Here is an 18,421-nt window from a genome sequence, read left to right as displayed (position 1 = left end):
GCCCGAAACGAGGGCCGCGGCGGCGGGCAGGACGTTGGACATGGTCACAATCAAGGAAATCGCTTCGGCTGTCGGGGTCTCTTCGGCGACGGTCTCTCGGGTACTGAATTACGATCCGACGCTTTCGATCTCCACCAAGAAGCGGCAGGCGATCATCGAGACGGCCGAGGCGCTGAACTATGCGACGCCCCGCAACCGCGGCCGCGGCGCCGGCCCCCTGCAGGGCCTGAAGTTCGCGCTCGTCCATTTCCTCCAACCCGCGCAGGAACTGATCGACCCCTATTATGTCGGCGTCCGGCTCGGCATCGAAAACCGATGCCAGGCGCTGAAGATCGAGGTGGTCAAGGTCTTCCACAACGGCAATCTGCCGGAGGCGGCGATCCTGCAGGGCGCGAACGGCGTCGTTGCCGTCGGCCATCATTACGGCGAGGAAGTCCACTGGCTGCGGCGGCACAGCCGCCACCTGGTGTTCGCGGATTTCGCCCCCGACGACGATGTCGACGACAGCGTGATGAGTGACGTCGCCATAGCGATGAACCGCCTGCTGCAAGGGGTTTACGACAGGGGCTACCGCCGCATCGGCTTCCTCGGCTGGATCGACGCCTTTCGCGACAAGGACGACATCCACTCCGAACGTCGCTGCCGCGCCTTCATCCGCTTCATGACCAAGGCCGGCCTCTACGACCCGGATCTCTGCATGGTCGAGAAGCTGACGCCGGACAGCGGTTACACACTCGCCAAGGCGATGCTGTCGAAACCGAACCCGCCGGAAATCCTCGTCACCTGCAACGACAACATGGCGATTGGCGCCTATCGCGCCATTCACGAGATGGGCCTGCGGATCCCCGACGATGTCGCCGTCGCAAGCTTCAACGATATCCCCGTCGCGCAGTTTCTCGGGCCGCCGCTTTCGACCGTCAAGATCCCTGCAGAGATCATCGGCGAGACCGCCGTCGACCTGCTTGTCGAGCGCCTGACCGGCCGCGACGTCGCCAAGAAGGTGATCCTTGGGACCGAGATGGTCTGGCGCGGCAGCACCGCCAATGAAGGCTCCGCGAGCGCCCCCTGAGCGGGCTGTGAAAATGCCGAAGTAAAAATTTACTGAAATATTGCCTTCTTCAGAATTTTGCGAAATACTCGGCGCCGAGACCAGGAGGAATGTCTCGGGGAACGAGTTCGAGGGAGGAACCAATGAACGTGCGTACCTATCTACCGCGTCTGACAAGCGTCGCACTTGCCGGCGCAAGCCTGTTGGCCGTTTCGGCCGCGGAGGCCAAGGAAATCACCGTCTGGTGCTGGGATCCGAACTTCAACGTCGCCATCATGAAGGAAGCCGGCGCGCGCTATACCAAGTCGCACCCTGATATCACCTTCAACATCGTCGACTTCGCCAAGGCCGACGTCGAGCAGAAGCTGCAGACCGGCCTTTCGTCGGGCACCGCCGATGCGCTTCCCGACATTGTGCTCATCGAGGACTACGGCGCGCAGAAGTATCTGCAGTCCTTCCCCGGCGCCTTCGCGCCGCTCTCGGGTAGCGTCGATTATTCGGGATTTGCTCCCTACAAGGTCGAGCTGATGACGCTGGACGGCCAGGTCTACGGCATGCCGTTCGATTCCGGCGTCACTGGCCTCTATTATCGCAAGGACTATCTGGAGCAGGCGGGCTTCAAGCCCGAGGACATGCAGGGCATCACCTGGGACCGCTTCATCGAGATCGGTCAGCAGGTGGAAGCCAAGACCGGCAAGAAGATGATGGGCCTCGACCCGACCGATGCCGGGCTGGTGCGCATCATCATGCAGTCGGCCGGGCAATGGTATTTCGACAAGGACGGCAAGCCCAACATCACCGGCAACGCAGCGCTGAAGGCGTCGCTGGAGACGATCAACAAGATCATGGCCGCCAACATCTATAAGCCCGCCGCCGGCTGGTCCGACTGGGTCGGCACCTTCACGTCGGGCGATGTGGCGAGCGTCATCACCGGTGTCTGGATCACCGGCACCGTCAAGGCGCAGCCGGACCAGTCGGGCAAATGGGGCGTGGCGCCGATCCCGGCGCTCTCGATCGAGGGTGCGACGCACGCTTCGAACCTCGGCGGATCGAGCTGGTACGTGCTTGAAAGCTCGGCCGAAAAGGCCGAGGCGATCGACTTCCTGAACGCGGTCTACGCCAAGGACGTCGATTTCTACCAGACGATCCTCACCGACCGCGGCGCCGTCGGCTCGCTGCTCGCCGCGCGCGGCGGGGCTGCCTATGGCGAGGCCGATGCCTTCTTCGGCGGCGAAAAGGTCTGGCAGAACTTCTCCGACTGGCTCGCGAAGGTGCCTTCGGTCAACTACGGCGTCTTCACCAACGAGGCGGACACCGCCGTCACCGCGCAATTGCCGGCGCTCACGCAAGGCACCCCGGTTGACGAGGTGCTGAAGGCAATCGACGCCGAAGTCAGCGCCCAGATCCAGTAATCGCTCCCGCGACTGACCGCACCTGGCCGTGGCGACAAAGCCACGGCCAATGGCACCGGCTACCCATGAGGATGATGATGGCTCTCGCACGCCGCGGCGGCATCGGCCGATACTACAACGTCAACGGCTGGCTCTTCGTCGCGCCGGCACTCGGGCTGATCGCGCTATTCATGATCTACCCGATCCTCTGGTCGCTCTGGATGTCGTTCCAGTCCGGCCGCGGCATGATGCTGAAATTTGCCGGCTTTTCCAACATCGTCCGTCTGTGGAACGATCCGGTTTTCATCAAGGCCCTGACCAACACGCTGACCTATTTCGTCGTGCAGGTGCCGATCATGATCCTGTTGGCGCTGATCCTGGCGTCGCTGCTCAACAATCCGAAGCTCGTCGGCCGTGGCTTCTTCCGCACCGCCATCTTCCTGCCCTGCGTGACCTCGCTGGTTGCCTATTCGGTGCTGTTCAAGGGCATGTTCGCCCATGACGGCATCGTCAATGCGACGCTTGAAGCGATCGGCATCATCGGCGAGCCGATCCCGTGGCTGACGCATCCCTTCTGGGCGAAGGTGCTCGTCATCCTCGCCATCACCTGGCGCTGGACCGGCTACAACATGATCTTCTACCTCGCGGCGATGCAGAACATCGACAAGTCGATCTACGAGGTGGCCCGCATCGACGGCGTTCCCGCCTGGGCGCGGTTCACCCACATCACCATCCCGTTGCTGAAGCCCGTCATCCTGTTCACGACGATCATTTCGACGATCGGCACGATCCAGCTCTTCGACGAGGTCTACAACCTGACCGAGGGCAAGGGCGGCCCCTCCAACGCGACGCTGACCTTGTCGCTCTACATCTACAACCTCACCTTCCGCTTCATGCCGAACTTCGGCTACGCGGCGACGGTCTCCTATGTCATCGTCGTGCTCGTCGCCCTGCTCGCATGCCTGCAGTTCTTCGCCGCCCGGGAGCGCGACCGATGAACAAGGGATCCACACGTATCGCCGCCACCATCGTCACCTACGGCTTCGTCGGGCTGATGGCCTTCCTCTCGATCTTTCCCTTCGTCTGGATGCTGTTCGGCGCCACCAATTCATCGATCGACATCATCAAGGGCAGGATGATGCCGGGCGGCGCGCTCGCCACCAATGTCAGCACCTTCTTCACCCAGGTGAACGCGCCGCTGGTCTTCTGGAATTCGGCCAAGATCGCCATTCTCGCGACGATCCTGACGCTCGCCGTCTCGTCGCTGGCCGGCTACGGCTTCGAGATGTTCCGCTCGCGCCACCGCGACCGGATCTACAGCGCTCTTCTGTTGACGATGATGATCCCGTTTGCGGCGCTGATGATCCCGCTCTTCATCATGATGGGCAAGGCCGGCCTCATCAACACGCACCTGGCCGTCGTTCTGCCGACGATCGGCTCGGCCTTCATCGTCTTCTATTTCCGCCAGACCACCAAGGCGTTCCCATCCGAGCTGCGTGATGCCGCCAAGGTCGACGGGCTGAAGGAGTGGCAGATCTTCCTGTTCATCTACGTGCCGGTCATGCGCTCGACCTATGCGGCGGCCTTCATCATCGTCTTCATGACCGCGTGGAACAACTATCTCTGGCCGCTGATCGTGCTGCAGTCGAACGAACAGAAGACGATCACGCTCGTCATCTCCTCGCTCGCGTCCGCCTACTACCCCGACTACGGCGTCGTCATGGTCGGCACCATTCTCGCGACGCTTCCAACGCTCGCCGTCTTCTTCTTCATGCAACGCCAGTTCGTCCAGGGAATGCTGGGCTCAGTCAAATAGGAATGATCATGCGTTCTGTTACTCCATTCAACGACACCTGGGTCTTCTCGGAAGGCTTCGATGCGGCGAGCGCCGGCCGCCGGCAGGCGGGCAAAACCGTCAGTCTGCCGCACAATGCGGTGGAACTGCCGTTCAACTATTTCGACGAAACGTCCTATCAGCGCGCCTTCACCTATCAGAAGGTGCTTGCGTGGCGCCGCGAGTTCCATGGTCGCGAAGTCTCGCTTGTCTTCGACGCCGCCATGGCCGACGCCGTCGTCTATCTCAACGGCGAAGAAATCATCGGCCACAAGGACGGCTACACGCCCTTCGAGGCGCGGCTGACGGACAGGCTGCGCGAGGGCGACAACCTCATCACCGTCAAGATCGACGGCAGCGAAAACCCGGAGATCCCGCCCTTCGGCGGCCGCATCGACTATTTGACCTATGCCGGCATCTATCGCGACGTCTGGCTGAAGATCACCGACGCGGTCTCGATCGCCAATCTCAAGATCGAGACCCGCGACACGCTGAGCGACACCAAGTCCGTTGCAATCCGCTGCGATCTCGCCAATCCACAGGGGCTCGCCTTTTCCGGCGCAGTCACCGCCGTCCTCAAGGACGGCAAAGGCAAGGTTTTGGCGGAAGTGACCGGCGAGACGCGTGGCAAGAGCGTCACGCTAGAGATGCCCGGCCTCACCGGACTTTCGCTCTGGGATATCGACAATCCGGTTCTCTACGAGATCGAAGCCCAACTGCGCTCGGACCGCGGCAGCGACCGGCTCTCGTCCCGTTTCGGCTTCCGCACCGCGGAGTTCACCACGGAAGGTTTCAAGCTCAACGGCCGGCCGCTCAAGATCCGCGGCCTCAACCGCCACCAGGCCTTCCCCTATGTCGGTTACGCCATGGGCCGCGCCGCACAGGAGCGTGACGCCGAGATCCTGAAGAACACGCTGCACTGCAATCTCGTGCGCACCTCGCACTATCCGCAGTCCAAGTGGTTCCTCGAGCATTGCGACCGCATCGGCCTCCTGGTCTTCGAGGAAATCCCCGGCTGGCAGCATATCGGCGGCGACGCCTGGAAACAGGAGGCGATCGAAAACGTCCGCCGCATGATCGAGCGCGACTGGAACCATCCGTCGATCATCATCTGGGGCGTGCGCATCAACGAGTCGCAGGACTCACACGATTTCTACGTCGAAACCAACCGCCTGGCGCGCGAACTCGACCCGACGCGCCAGACCGGCGGCGTGCGCTACATAACCGACAGCGAGCTGCTTGAAGACGTCTACACCATGAACGACTTCATCCTCGGCAACGAGGAACTGCCGGGCGCAAACCGTCCGCGCACGGCTCTGCGTCCCCAGCAGGAGTGCACCGGCCTCAAGCGCAAGGTGCCGTACATGATTACCGAATTCGGCGGCCACATGTATCCGACGAAGATCTACGACCAGGAGCAGCGCCAGGCCGAACATGTGCGCCGGCACCTCGAAGTGCTGAACGCGGCCTATGGCGACTCGAGCATTTCCGGCGCCGTCGGCTGGTGCATGTTCGACTACAACACCCACAAGGACTTCGGCTCCGGCGACCGGATCTGCTATCACGGCGTCATGGATATGTTCCGTCAGCCGAAATTTGCCGCCTATGTCTATGCCAGCCAGTGCGAACCGTCGGAGGCGGTGGTGATGAAGCCGGTCACCTTCTGGGCCCGCGGCGAGCGCAATATCGGCGGCGTGCTGCCGCTGATCGTGCTTACCAACTGCGACGAGGTCGAGCTGAAATACGGTTCGCTCGTCAAGCGCGTCGGCCCGGACCGCCAGAACTTTCCGCATCTGCCGCATCCGCCCGTCGTCATCGACCACCGCCACTTCACCAAGGACGAGCTCGGCGTCTGGGGCATGAAGTGGGAAGATGCCGAATTCACCGGCTTCATCGACGGCAAGCCTGTCGCGAGCCTCCACATGGTCGCCGATCCGGTGCCGACGACACTCGACGTCGTCGCCGACAGCACGACGCTTCGCGCCGAGGGCCGCGACAGCGTGCGCGTGATCGTGCGCGCGCTCGACCAGGCCGGCAACATCCTGCCGTTCCTCAACGATGCGGTCGACGTCACGGTCACCGGCCCTGCCCGCCTGCTCGGACCCGAGCGCCTGATTTTCCAGGGCGGTTCGACCGGCTTCTGGCTGGAATCAACGGGTGCTGCCGGCGGCATCGCCGTCGCGGTGACGTCGACACGGCTTGGGACCGTGCGACTGGAGCTTTCGGCGCTGGCGGACGAGGCGGAGGCTGCATGAGCGAACTGCAACTGAACGACGTCAGAAAGTCCTATGGCAACTTCGAGGTCATCAAAGGGGTCGACCTCGACATCAAGACCGGTGAGTTCGTCGTCTTCGTCGGCCCCTCCGGCTGCGGCAAGTCGACCCTGCTCAGAATGATCGCCGGGCTCGAGGAGATCACGTCGGGCGATCTGACGATCGACGGCGAACGGATGAACGATGTCGATCCATCGAAACGCGGCATCGCCATGGTGTTCCAGTCCTATGCGCTCTATCCGCATATGACGGTCCGGGAAAACATGGGCTTTGCGCTGCGCTTTGCCGGCGTGCCGAAGGCAGAGATCGAGAGCCGCGTCGGCGAGGCCGCCAACATCCTGGAGCTCGGACCGCTGCTCGATCGCAAGCCGAAGCAGCTCTCAGGTGGCCAGCGGCAACGCGTGGCGATCGGAAGGGCGATCGTGCGGCATCCGAAGATCTTTCTCTTCGACGAGCCTCTCTCCAACCTCGATGCGGAACTGCGCGTGCACATGCGCATCGAGATCGCCCGGCTGCACAAGAAGCTCGCGACCACGATCATCTACGTCACCCACGACCAGGTCGAGGCGATGACGCTCGCCGACAAGATCGTCGTCATGCGCGGCGGCGTGGTCGAGCAGGTCGGCTCGCCGCTCGATCTCTACGACGACCCTGCCAATCTCTTCGTCGCCGGCTTCATCGGTTCGCCGAAGATGAATTTTCTCAAAGGGATCGTCGAGGCCGGTGGAACGCACGTCCGCCTGCCCGATCTGGGCAACGCGATCATTCCGGTCAGGGTCAAGGATGCAACGCCCGGAAGCGCAGTGACGATCGGCATTCGCCCGGAGCATTTCGGCGAGACCGGTTCGGCAAGCCTCGATCTGACGATCGACATGCTGGAGCATCTCGGCGGAGAGACGTTCGCCTATGCCCGGCACGGAGATGGCGAACTGATCATCATCGAAACGAAAAACGGCCGCGGACTGAAGTCCGGCGACAGCATTGCCGCCCGCTTCGATCCCGCAGCCGCTCTGGTGTTCGACGCCGATGGCCGGCGCCTACGCTGAAAGCTTCTGACAGAAAGACGGCGCCATCCGCGAGGTGGCGCCGTTAGGTATTCGTTACGGGAACATGCCCTTCGGCGTCTCGCCCTTCAGGAAGGGCTCGATAAACGCCTCCAGCAGGTCCGTCTGGTTGATGACGGCGGTGTGCGACGTCGCCGGCAGGATAGCGAGACGCGACGGAGACAGCGGCTTGCCCATGTCGCCCATGGCGCCGCCACCGAGCAGGCGGAAGAGCGCGACATTGTGCTCGAGCGTCGCCACATCCGCGTCACCGGCAATGATCAGCACCGGCGTCTTCAGCGCCTTGACATCGGCCTCCCAGGCCATCGGCTCCTTTTCGAGCGCAATCAGCTTGCGGGCCAGTTCCGGAAAGCCGTCCGGGTTGGCGGCGAGCTTGCGATAGTCCTCGGCAAAGGGCAGGCCGACGATCATCTCGACCGTCATCTGCGGAACGACCGCCTTGAACTCCGGCTGCCAGCCTTCGGCGTCATAGGCGACGGATGCGGCCGCAAGCTTGTTCACCTTCTCCGGATGGCGGACCGCCAGCTGCAGGCCGGCGGCCGCACCCATCGAGTAGCCGAAAACGTCCGCCTTCTTGAGATCAACGGCGTCCATGAAGGCGGCGACATCGTCGGCGAGGTTCGGATAGGTGATCGGGCGGTCGATATCGGTGGTGCGGCCATGGCCCTGCAGCTCGACCGCATAGACCTTATGGGTCTCCGCCAGCTTCGGGATGATCGCACCCATCGACGGAATGTTCATGTAGGCACCGTGCAGAACGACCAGCGGCTCACCCTCGCCCGAGACCTCGTAGTACATCTTCATGCCGTTGACGTCGACGCGATTGCCCACCAGCTCGGCCCCTGCAAATGCGGTGCCGGAAAGCAGCAGGGCGCCTGCGATCAGAGCGGTACGAAACATTCTCAATCTCCTTGTGGTCTCCGGTCCAATACCGGCTTCGAGATTAAGACGCGCGGCGAATGCGCATCCCGACACCGCGGATAAAAAACTCGCGCTTTCGTTGATTTTCCATCTGCGGCGATGCCCGCCGGCGTTGCAGATTGCGCTAAATTGGCCATTGGCCGCAACTTGATTGCTGCCGGGGAAAGCGCCGGCGGCGCGAAAATTGGAGCGGGATGCTGCGGACGATGGACGCCTATCGGCGCTGCAGCACATAGGCCTTGAGAAGTTCCGCGTGGTTGTGGATCTCGTCCTTCACGCTGTAGAGCAAGGTCACGGGTCCCGCGGCGATCCGCTGCCTGAGCAGGTCCACGGCCGCCGGGTTGCCCTCGAGCTCAGTCCTATAGCGTTCGCGGAAACCGGCCCAGTCGCCCTGATCTCCGTGAAACCAACGGCGCAACTCCGTCGAGGGAGCGATCTCCTTCAGCCACACGTCGACCGCGGCTTCCGCCTTGGTCATCCCGCGCGGCCACAGACGATCGACGAGAATGCGCGTGCCGTCGCCGTCAGCCTTCGGTTCGTAGACGCGTTTTGTCTTCAGCTGCATGAACGCCCCCCCTCGCGCCGTCACATTGCCGGACCATAGCCGCCCGCCCGTGTCCGACCAAGTGCCAAAGGTCCGCGGGTGTACGCCGTCTACACGCCGCGCCTGTTGCCCCAGAGCAGCACATGCAGCTGCGGCAGGACCCGCGCTTCGAACCAGCGATCTTCCGTCACCTTGCCGACGAGCCAGAGCATTCGATCGATGATGCCGTCGATATCCACCTTGGCGTCGTCATCGTCGGGCGGCGGCGGCGTGTGATTGCCCGGCTGCAGGTAGAGCGGCAAATGCGGGTATCGGCTCGCTGCATCGCGGGCATAGGCGTAGTCGCGTTCGTCGAAGACGACGATCTTCAGCGCCACCTGCGGCCCATCGGCCGCCATGCTCAGACAGTCATCGAAGGCCCGCCAGTCCGTTTCCATGCCGCTCGACGGCGGCTTCGGGCTCAGGACCAGCACATCGAGATCGGCAAACCAGCCTTTGGCCATGCTGCCCTGCGTTTCCAGCGCGAAACGGTAACCCTCGGCTCTTCCGCGCGCGATCAGGGGAGCGAGCGGCTGGATCGCCGGATTGCCGCCGGAGAGCGATACCGTCAACGGCTTGCCGCTGGAAAGCCTGACGACATCCTGCCAGATCTCTTCGACGCCCATCGGCAGCCATTGGTCGCGATATTCACTGTCGACCGCATGCAGCGTGTCGCACCAGCTGCAGCGATAGTCACAGCCGCCGGTGCGCACGAACACGGTCGGAAGCCCGATCAGGATGCCCTCGCCCTGGATCGTCGGTCCGAAAATCTCGCTGACACGGATGCGCGTTTCTGCCGGCCCGGTCATGGCCGGTATTCCGCCCAGGTCTTCGGCGTCTCGCTGACGCGCACGGCCGATGTTTCCGGCAGCCTCGCCTTGCACCAGTCGTAAAAGTGCTTCGCCAGACATTCGGCCGTCACCTTGTCATGGCCGAGAACGTCGTTCAGATGGCGGTGATCGAAACTCTCGTCGATGTAGCGCTTGAGCGGCGAAAGCTCGTGATAGTCGCGCACGAAGCCGTGCTCGTTGAGTTCCGCTCCAGTCAGTTCGACTTCGACGACGTAGTTGTGGCCGTGCAGCCGGGCGCATTGATGATCGGCCGGCAAGCTCTTCAGCTGGTGGGAGGCGGAGAAATGGAATTCCTTGGTGATCCGGAACATCACTTCACCTCCTCGGCGGCGAAGGCCGATGTCGCCGCCACCCAGAAATCCGGGTCCTCATAGTCGGTCGGGTCCGCGATACCGGCCAGATGGAAGGCCTCGCGCCGCTCGACACAGGTACCGCAGCGGCCGCAATGGCGCACACCGCCCTTGTAGCAGGACCACGTCTCGGCAAAGGGCGTCGCGTGGCTTGCGCCGTCCGTGACGATCTCCGCCTTCGAGACCGTCACATAGGGCGCATGGAGTGTGACATTGGCATAGCCGTCGAGCGCCTGGTTCTGCATCGCCTGGAACGCATCGATAAAACCGGGGCGGCAATCGGGATAGATGAAATGGTCGCCGCCATGCACGGCGACCGCAACCGCGTCCGCCTTTTGCGCGGCAGCGAGCCCGAAGGCAATCGCGAGCATGATGGCATTGCGGTTCGGAACCACCGTTGCCTTCATCGTCTCCTCGGCATAGTGGCCATCGGGCACGTCGACATCGTCGGTCAGCGCCGATCCCGTCAGGTGCGCACCGATCGCGCGGATGTCGATGATCTGATGCGGAACGCCGAGCCGCCTCGCACAGGCGGCGGCAAAGTCCAGTTCCTTGCGGTGTCGCTGGCCATAATCGAAGGAGAGCAGGCCAATGAGTTCGTGTTCGGCCGCCGCCTTGTGGGCAAGCGATACCGAGTCCAATCCGCCGGAGCAGATGACAATCGTCTTCATGATAGGTGTCCTTGTTTTGACCGGGTAGGCTGCGACCGGATTACGGCGCGCCTTCTAGGCCAAACGAAGGGCGATGGGAAGCGTTATGTTGAAGAGCGAGAAACACAGCATCGTCGCCAACGGCGACACACGCGACCGGCGCGCTCCCGGACGGGGCCGGAAAACGCACGCGTCCCACCCCTGAAATCCAGAGTGGGACGCGCAATCGTCAAGCATTTCAGATGTTTCGATGACTACTGCTGCAGTCCCGGATAGGCCCATACGCCCGAAACGCGCATCAGATCCCGGTAGATGACCAACCGCTCGTCAGCCCCGACCTTTGCGGCTTCGTCCTGGGTCGGCGCGTCCAAGGCATTCAGCGGCACCACCGCCGTCGGCAGATCGCGCTGCTTCAAGGCATCCTCCATGACCGTGCGCGCACGGCGCATGTGGCTGGAACTCGTTACCAGGATCACCGTATCCGCCTGATGCCGCACCAGCAGATTGGCGGCATTGATCACATTGCCGATCGTGTCTTTCGACTTGTCTTCGATGATGATGCGATCGCGGCTGATGCCCTTGCCGACCAGCCACTTGGACATCACGTCGCCTTCGGTTACGCCGTTCTTCGGCACGCCGCCGCTCACCATCACCAGGGCTGTCGGATTGGCCTCGGCCGCCTTCAACGTCACTTCGAGGCGGTCAAGCAAAGTCTGCTGCGCCGTGCCGTCATCGGCCAGCGCGTATCCCAAGGCGACCACCACGACCTTGCCGGGCGCCGTCGGAACGTCGAAGTTCGGCTTTTCCGCCATGATCTGTTCCGCGCGAACAAAGCGCTTCCGGTACTCCTCGGCGCGCTCCCGGTCGAGCCCTGCGAGAGCCTGATGGGCGAGCGTCGCGCCGGTCTCATCGCCACGGATACGGGCAATTGCCTCCAGCCAGCTTTGCGCGTCGAATGCCGTCGGCTCCTTCTCAAGGATGCCCTGGAACGTGGTCTGCGCCTCGTCGAGCTTCTTCTGGATGATCTGGGTTGACGCGACGGCATACTGAAAGTCCAGCCGCTCCGGCGCCAATGTCGACGCCTCCTTGAAGGCGGCTTCCACGACATCGTACTTGCCGTGCAGCGTGATGCCCTTGAAGACTTCGGCTTCCGCCTTTTTGACGTCGCCTCCCGACCAGTAATACTGCATGCCGGTGTCGACCAGCTGCTTGATACGGGCAGCATCGGTCTGATCGAAAGCGCCGGCCGGAGCGACAGAGACAAGACATGCCGTTGCGGTCAGAACTGCGATGAGACGACGTCGGGCGCTGCCCGCCTTTGCCGAGCGCGGCGCGCTCGAAGCAGACACGGTCGACCCCAGCAAAAGGGCAAGAATGCTACTCGGTTTCATTTGATATCTCCCAGTTTTCCGGTTGCCCGAAGGCTTGCTCACCCGCGGGCCGATAAGCGTTCCGTAATCACTTCCGATTTGGCCCATCTCCTTGCGGCCAACATTAGCAATACCAAAAGAAAACCACCTGTCCAGTGCAGGATGGCGGATCCACCCGCAGCAAAGGCCAAGACTGGAATAAATCATGTTACATTTCTTACAGATAGCGCATAGAAGTTGCGCGACACTGCGAGACAGCTAGAGATTGGCTCTATATTGGTATTATCCAATTGTGCTTCGGCACGGGCGCACCTGGCGGCGCACGGCGTTTCAAGGATCGGGGATGTCATGAACGGCCGCTTTTACCCGCAGGAATTTCCGTGGCGCGGCGGAAAGCAAAGCCTCTTTCAATGACTTCGACGGCGAAGGGAAGCATGCCCAATCGGGGAGCTTCGAACGGCCGCAGTACTCCGTCCCCGTAGGGCGGCATCGGCTGATGCGCTGGCCCCGCGCGGGCGCGTTCAAAGAGATCCGGTCCGTAGAACTCACGCCAATCTGAAGACGATCGATCTACATGTCTTCAGACCTTGCTCTCAGCCCGGGTGAGTAACGCAAACGGTTCGCGGCCCGGTGCTGCGGCGCCGGGCCGCGACTTCTTTCACTCATCGTCATGCATGCGCATGCGGATGCTGCCGTTCGTCCCAGACCGACCAGATCGCGAGCGCAGTCACCAGTGCCCCGAGGACGACATGCGTCCACATGGGATTGGGACTGATCGAGAATCCAAGCAGCCAGGGGGAAGCGATCAGCCAGAGCCCGACGATGAGGCTTGCCCATTCTTCCCATTCCGCGAACATGGCAAGCGTTGCGATCGCCAACAGACCGAGCACGACGGCAGCGGCCCATGCGTTCCAGGCCGGAACGCTTTCGACAACGAAACCCATGATCCAGGGGGAGACGAAGAGGCAGAGGGCAAGAACCAGATTGATCCAGTCCTGTGCTTTCTTTCCTTCCATCAGTGCCATGACAACCTCCACGAATGAAGCTTGACCAAAGCGTACGATCGCGTGCGACCGCACGCTCTGAAAACATAATAAATTCAATCGAAACCGCTTTCAATTCTTTTTCGCGCGAGCGCGCGGTGATCGCGCATGCGAAAGTGAGCGGCGAACCAGCGATCCGCTGCCTTGGAAGAGTGTCGGGCGCCGTTTGTGCGCCGTTTCGCGCGGGGTCTAGTAGCCGCGCGCAGCACCTGCGCCGATGCGGCTGTCGACGGCGCCGTTATAGCGGGCGCCGCCGCCGGCCTCGATGTCAGAGAGGCTCTCGCCACCAACAAGGATCCCGGTCGCCTGCCCCCAGATCGTCCAGCTTTCATCGATCTGGACCTCATGACCCATTGCCGCAAGCAGCTTGCGGGTATCGGGCGACAACGCATAGGGCTCCATGAATACCCTGTCCGGCAGCCACTGGTGATGGATGCGCGGGGCGTCGACCGCCTCCTGGATGTTCATGCCGTGATCGATGACGTTGAGGATCGCTTCAAGCGTGATGGTGATGATGCGCGCGCCGCCGGGGCTGCCGATTACCATGAAGGGCTTGCCATCCTTGGAGACGATCGTCGGGCTCATCGACGACAGCGGCGTCTTGCCGGGCGCGATCGCATTGGCCTCGCCCTGGATCAGCCCGTAGAGATTGGGCACGCCGGGCTTCGACGTAAAATCGTCCATCTCGTTGTTGAGCAGGATACCGGTGCCCGGCGCCACGACGCCGGCGCCGAAGGAGCCGTTCAGCGTATAGGTGACGGCAACCGCATTGCCCTCGTCGTCGATGATCGAATAATGCGTCGTTTCCTTGCTTTCGCCGAAGCCCTTGGGCATCAGCGCCGCAGAGACGCCGGCGCGGAACGGATCGATCTTGCCGCGGATTTCCTTGGCATAGGCCTTGTCGGTGAGTTTCGCGACCGGGTTCTCGACGAAATCCGGATCGCCGAGCGAGGTGTTGCGATCGACATAGGCGTGTCGCATCGCCTCGATCATGACATGAACCGCTTCAGCGGAACCGTAGCCCATGTAGGATAGCGGATAGCCTTCGAGAACATTGAGGATTTCGCAGATGATGACGCCACCAGACGAGGGCGGTGGCGAGGAAACGATATCATAGCCACGGTAGTTGCACTTCACCGGCTCCAGCTCACGCACGGCATAGCGTTCGAAATCGGCCTTGGCCAGGATCCCGCCCTTCTCCGTGCTCGCCTTGACGATCTGGTCCGCGATCGCGCCCTTGTAGAAGGCATCGGGACCTTTCTCGGCGATGCTCGAAAGCGACTTCGCGAGATCTGCCTGGACCAGCTTTTCGCCGACAGCAAAGGTCTTGCCGTCGGGTTTCAGAAAGATCGCGGCTGCGGCTGGGTCGCGGGCCAGCCTTTCGGCCCCACCTTCGAGCGAGTCGACATCGCCCTGTTCCAGCGCGAAACCATCCTTCGCAAGCGCAATCGCCGGCGCAATCAGGTCGGCAAGCGGCTTCGTGCCATAGCGGCTGCGGGCATATTCGAACCCCAGGACGGGGCCTGGGACGCCAACCGCGAGATAGCCCTGGGTGCTTGCCCCTTTGACAATATTGCCCTTGTCATCGAGGTACATGGTCTTGGTGGCCGCCTGCGGCGCGCGTTCGCGGAAATCGAGGAAGGTCGTCGTGCCGTCCTTGAAGCGGATGGTCATGAAGCCGCCGCCGCCGATGTTGCCGGCAGTCGGATAGGTGACGGCGAGCGCATAGCCGACGGCAACGGCGGCATCCACCGCGTTGCCGCCGCTCTTTAAGACCGCAACGCCAACATCGGACGCCAGGTGTTGCGCCGTCACCACCATGCCGTGTTCGGCCTTCACCGGTTCCGGAGAGGCGGCATGCGCCGTCGGGGCGGTCAGGCTCGATGCAACGAGCACCGTAATCGACAGGATCTTCAAGCGGGAACTCGGCATGCGTCTCTCCCTCGCAGGCTCGCGATGCTCTGCCACATGCTTGGACGCCGCAGCTTTGCCGCGACGAGCACGGCGGCAACGATCGTTCGGGAGGGGCAAGCACCAGATATGGGCGGCTATGAAGTGCGGGAAGTATAGCCATGCCCGACCGGCGATGGCAATTCACGTGTGCTGTCACGCACAGAGGACAATTCCCCCTGTGTCCGTGATCCGCCGCAACGATACTCCAGCCCGTTTGGCCCGGAGCATCGTTCAGCCTAAGCGGCGTCCGCAAGGATCAGGTCGGCGCCCTTTTCGGCAACCATCATCGTCGGCGCGTTGATGTTGCCGGCGGTGATGTTGGGGAAGATCGACGCGTCGACGACGCGCAAGCCGGGCACGCCGTGGACCCGCAGACGGCTGTCGACGACAGCGCTCGTCTCGTCCGGCCCCATCGTGCATGTGCCGCACAAATGATAGATCGATCCGGAGTTTTCGCGGAAATAGTCCATCAGCGCTTCGTCGCTCTGAACCACGGGCGCCGGCGAGATTTCTTCGGCGGTCAGCGAAGAAAGGGCGGAAGCGGACGCGATCCGCCGCACCAGCCGGCTTCCCTGCAGCACCTCGTCGATATCGCGATCGGTCGTGAGGTAGTTCGGCCGGATCAGCGGCTTTTGCGCCGCATCGGGCGATGCGATCGAAATGCTGCCGCGGCTGGTCGGCCGGCAGGAGTTGAAGCAGATCAGGTAACCCGGATAGGGTTCCGGCTTCAGCCCCGCCTTCGGATCCTTGGGGATGCGGTAGGACAGCGGGTTGAAGTAGAGCTGAATGTTCGGCCGCTCTTCGTCGGGCCTGCCGCGGAAGAAGCCGCCCGCCTGGTTGACGCTCATCGAGAACGGGCCCTTGCCGGTCAGCAGATACTGCAGGCCGAGCCGCATCTGGCCGAACAGGCTGCCGAACTCGTCGTTCAACGTCGGGATGGTGGCGCGATAATAGAAGCTCGCACAGAGGTGGTCCTGCAAGTTCTGGCCGACGGCCGGCAGGTGCCGCCGTGTCTCGATGCCGAGCGCCGACAGCGCCTTGCCATCGCCGATGCCCGAGACCTGCAGCAGTTGCGGACTGCCGACGGCGCCGGCAGCGACGATGACTTCACGTCCGGCGGTGAAGCGGCGGCGCGTGCCGTTCTGGATAACGTCGACACCGGTGACGCGCCCATCATCGCCAAAGACCAGCTTTTCCGCCTGGGCATGGCGCTCGATCGTGAGATTGGGGCGCTTCAGCGCCGGCCTCAGATATTCCGCGCTCGAATGCGAGCGGCGGCCATTGTTGGTGTTGACGTCGTAGACGCCCGCACCTTCGATCGAGGCGCCGTTGAAATCCTCGTTGAGCGGCAGTTGCAGCGAACCGCAGCTTTCGAGGAAGGCATCGGTGATCGGATGCGTCATGCCGCGCATCGGGGTGATGTGGATCGGCCCCTCGCCGCCATGCCATTTTGACGAGCCGCGGGCGTGGGTCTCGAGCCTGCGGAAATAGGGCAGCACATCGTCATAGCCCCAGCCGGCATTGCCGGCGCTTTTCCAGTCGTCGAAATCGTCGCGGGCACCGCGCACATAGATCATCGCATTGATCGATCCGGAGCCGCCCTGGACCTTGCCGCGCGGCACATAGATGCTGCGGTCCTGAAGCGCGGCTTCCGGCTCGCTCGAATACATCCAGTTGACCTGAGGATTGTAGTAGCTGCGGGCGTAGCCGACCGGGATCTTGAACCAGAAGGAGTTGTCGTTGCCGCCCGCCTCGAGCAGCAGGACGCGGTGGCGGCCGCTTTCGCTGAGGCGGCTCGCAAGGATGCAGCCGGCCGAGCCGGCGCCGACGATGATGTAATCGTAGATCATCTCGTGTCCCTGTCGTCCGAGTTCAGCCGCGCGCCGGCGCAAAGGCCTTCACGTCCGCCGGCCGGCTGTCCATCTGCAGGTGCAGGCGCTCGCCGGTATAGGGCGTGTGCTTTTCGACCACGTCCATGTCGAGCTCGATGCCAAGGCCGGGCTCGCGTGACGGGATGATGTAGCCGTCCTCAACCACGAGCTTGGTCTTCAGCACGTCCGCATGGAAACCGGAGAAGTCGAGGATCGCTTCATGGATCAGGAAGTTCGGCGTGGCGGCCGAAAGCTGGATGCTGGCGGCCGCACCCACCGGGCCGTTATAGAGATGCGGCGCGATCTGGGCGTAGTGGGCCTCGGCCATGCCGGCGATCTTCTTGGCTTCAAGCAGCCCGCCGACGCGCGCCACGTTCATCTGCAGGATCGAGGCGGCCTTCAGCTCAAGCACACGCTGGAACTCGTACTTGGTCGTCAGGCGCTCTCCGGTCGAAATCGGAATGGAGGTCGCGCGCGCCACCTCTGCCATCGCTGCTTCCTGTCCCGGAGGAACCGGTTCTTCGAACCAGAGCGGGTCGTATTTTTCGAGACGCCGGGCCAGCCGGATCGCCGAGGATGGCACCATCTGGCCATGGGTGCCGAAGAGCAGGTCGGCGCTGCTTCCGACCGCCTCGCGGATCTTGCGGCAGAACTCCTCTGAGCGGTCCATCACGCCGAGCGAGAGCTGATGCCCGGAATAGTTGGTGTAGGGACCGGCCGGGTCGAACTTGACGGCGGTGAAGCCCATCTCGACCATTTCGACGGCGCATTCGGCAGCGAGATCCGGATCGTTGAAATCGAATTCGCCGGCTGCATTCTTCGGGTAGAGATAGGTATAGGCCCGGAGCTTCTCGTGCACCGTGCCGCCCAAGAGGTCTGCGACCGGCCTCCCGGCCGCCTTGCCGATGATATCCCAGCAGGCGATTTCGAGACCCGAGACGATGCCCATCATCGTCGGGTCGGGGCGCTGGGTGAAGCCGCTCGAATAGGCCGAGCGCCAGAAGCGCTCGATCTGGTGCGGATCATGGCCGAGCAGGTGCCGCTCGAACACGTCCTCGATCAGCGGCGTCATCGCGCGCGGATGGAACGACGTCGCGTAGATTTCGCCGATGCCCTCGATGCCGCAGGCGGTCGTGAGGCGCACGAAGATCCAGTACATGCCGCCCACATGCGGCGGCGGGACGGCGACGGCATAGGTCTTGAGAGACTCGATCTTCAT

The 18,421-nt window shown here is 62.7% G+C and carries 16 protein-coding genes; 6 read left to right on the top strand and 10 right to left on the bottom strand.

Annotated elements, in window-relative coordinates; genetic code table 11:
• Nucleotides 1–40: 40 nt before the first annotated feature.
• The 6 genes from C1A35_RS20205 to C1A35_RS20180 all read left to right on the top strand — a co-directional run bounded on the left by C1A35_RS20205 (nucleotide 41) and on the right by C1A35_RS20180 (nucleotide 7,592).
• Nucleotides 41–1,069: a LacI family DNA-binding transcriptional regulator gene (locus tag C1A35_RS20205; RefSeq protein ID WP_104666033.1), complete on the top strand. Its 1,029-nt coding sequence runs from the start codon at nucleotides 41–43 to the stop codon at nucleotides 1,067–1,069.
• Nucleotides 1,070–1,191: 122 nt separating this feature from the next.
• Nucleotides 1,192–2,460, top strand: coding sequence for an ABC transporter substrate-binding protein (locus C1A35_RS20200; RefSeq protein ID WP_104666032.1), 1,269 nt, complete (start codon nucleotides 1,192–1,194; stop codon nucleotides 2,458–2,460).
• A gap of 77 nt (nucleotides 2,461–2,537) precedes the next feature.
• On the top strand, nucleotides 2,538–3,437 hold the full coding sequence (locus C1A35_RS20195) for a carbohydrate ABC transporter permease (protein ID WP_104666031.1): 900 nt from the start codon (nucleotides 2,538–2,540) through the stop codon (nucleotides 3,435–3,437).
• Nucleotides 3,434–4,255: a carbohydrate ABC transporter permease gene (locus C1A35_RS20190; RefSeq protein ID WP_104666030.1), complete on the top strand. Its 822-nt coding sequence runs from the start codon at nucleotides 3,434–3,436 to the stop codon at nucleotides 4,253–4,255. Before C1A35_RS20195 ends, C1A35_RS20190 begins: the two co-directional genes overlap by 4 nt.
• Before the next feature lie 8 nt (nucleotides 4,256–4,263).
• On the top strand, nucleotides 4,264–6,528 hold the full coding sequence (locus C1A35_RS20185; RefSeq protein ID WP_104666178.1) for a glycoside hydrolase family 2 protein: 2,265 nt from the start codon (nucleotides 4,264–4,266) through the stop codon (nucleotides 6,526–6,528).
• Nucleotides 6,525–7,592, top strand: coding sequence for an ABC transporter ATP-binding protein (locus tag C1A35_RS20180; protein ID WP_104666029.1), 1,068 nt, complete (start codon nucleotides 6,525–6,527; stop codon nucleotides 7,590–7,592). The genes C1A35_RS20185 and C1A35_RS20180 overlap by 4 nt, the downstream gene beginning before the upstream one ends.
• Before the next feature lie 54 nt (nucleotides 7,593–7,646).
• Here C1A35_RS20180 and C1A35_RS20175 read toward each other — a convergent pair whose 3' ends face one another.
• From C1A35_RS20175 to C1A35_RS20130, 10 genes are all read right to left on the bottom strand, one after another.
• A complete protein-coding gene (locus C1A35_RS20175; RefSeq protein WP_104666028.1) occupies nucleotides 7,647–8,510 on the bottom strand; it encodes an alpha/beta fold hydrolase in 864 nt (287 codons plus the stop codon).
• Nucleotides 8,511–8,745: 235 nt separating this feature from the next.
• Nucleotides 8,746–9,096, bottom strand: coding sequence for a DUF488 domain-containing protein (locus tag C1A35_RS20170; protein WP_104666027.1), 351 nt, complete (start codon nucleotides 9,094–9,096; stop codon nucleotides 8,746–8,748).
• Between the two features lie 89 nt (nucleotides 9,097–9,185).
• Complete coding sequence (gene queE, locus C1A35_RS20165) at nucleotides 9,186–9,923, bottom strand: 7-carboxy-7-deazaguanine synthase QueE (protein WP_104666026.1); 738 nt, start codon at nucleotides 9,921–9,923, stop codon at nucleotides 9,186–9,188.
• Entirely contained in the window at nucleotides 9,920–10,276 is a 357-nt protein-coding gene (gene queD / locus C1A35_RS20160; protein WP_104666025.1) for a 6-carboxytetrahydropterin synthase QueD, read from the bottom strand. Before queD ends, queE begins: the two co-directional genes overlap by 4 nt.
• Nucleotides 10,276–10,986 (bottom strand): 7-cyano-7-deazaguanine synthase QueC, encoded by a 711-nt coding sequence (gene queC, locus C1A35_RS20155; RefSeq protein WP_104666024.1) that lies wholly within the window; start codon nucleotides 10,984–10,986, stop codon nucleotides 10,276–10,278. Before queC ends, queD begins: the two co-directional genes overlap by 1 nt.
• A 233-nt stretch (nucleotides 10,987–11,219) precedes the next feature.
• Nucleotides 11,220–12,356, bottom strand: a complete 1,137-nt coding sequence (locus C1A35_RS20150) for a YdcF family protein (protein WP_104666023.1) — start codon at nucleotides 12,354–12,356, stop codon at nucleotides 11,220–11,222.
• A gap of 647 nt (nucleotides 12,357–13,003) precedes the next feature.
• Entirely contained in the window at nucleotides 13,004–13,360 is a 357-nt protein-coding gene (locus C1A35_RS20145; RefSeq protein ID WP_104666022.1) for an SPW repeat protein, read from the bottom strand.
• A 207-nt stretch (nucleotides 13,361–13,567) separates the two neighbouring features.
• Nucleotides 13,568–15,310, bottom strand: coding sequence for a gamma-glutamyltransferase (ggt, locus tag C1A35_RS20140; protein ID WP_104666021.1), 1,743 nt, complete (start codon nucleotides 15,308–15,310; stop codon nucleotides 13,568–13,570).
• Nucleotides 15,311–15,567: 257 nt separating this feature from the next.
• Nucleotides 15,568–17,181 (bottom strand): GMC family oxidoreductase, encoded by a 1,614-nt coding sequence (locus C1A35_RS20135; protein WP_104666177.1) that lies wholly within the window; start codon nucleotides 17,179–17,181, stop codon nucleotides 15,568–15,570.
• 22 nt (nucleotides 17,182–17,203) lie between these two features.
• Nucleotides 17,204–18,421, bottom strand: a complete 1,218-nt coding sequence (locus tag C1A35_RS20130; RefSeq protein ID WP_104666020.1) for a mandelate racemase/muconate lactonizing enzyme family protein — start codon at nucleotides 18,419–18,421, stop codon at nucleotides 17,204–17,206.

The organism is Ensifer adhaerens, assembly GCF_002940685.1.
GTDB classification, from domain to species: Bacteria; Pseudomonadota; Alphaproteobacteria; order Rhizobiales; family Rhizobiaceae; genus Ensifer; species Ensifer adhaerens_E.
This window is presented reverse-complemented; position numbering and strand designations above follow the sequence as displayed.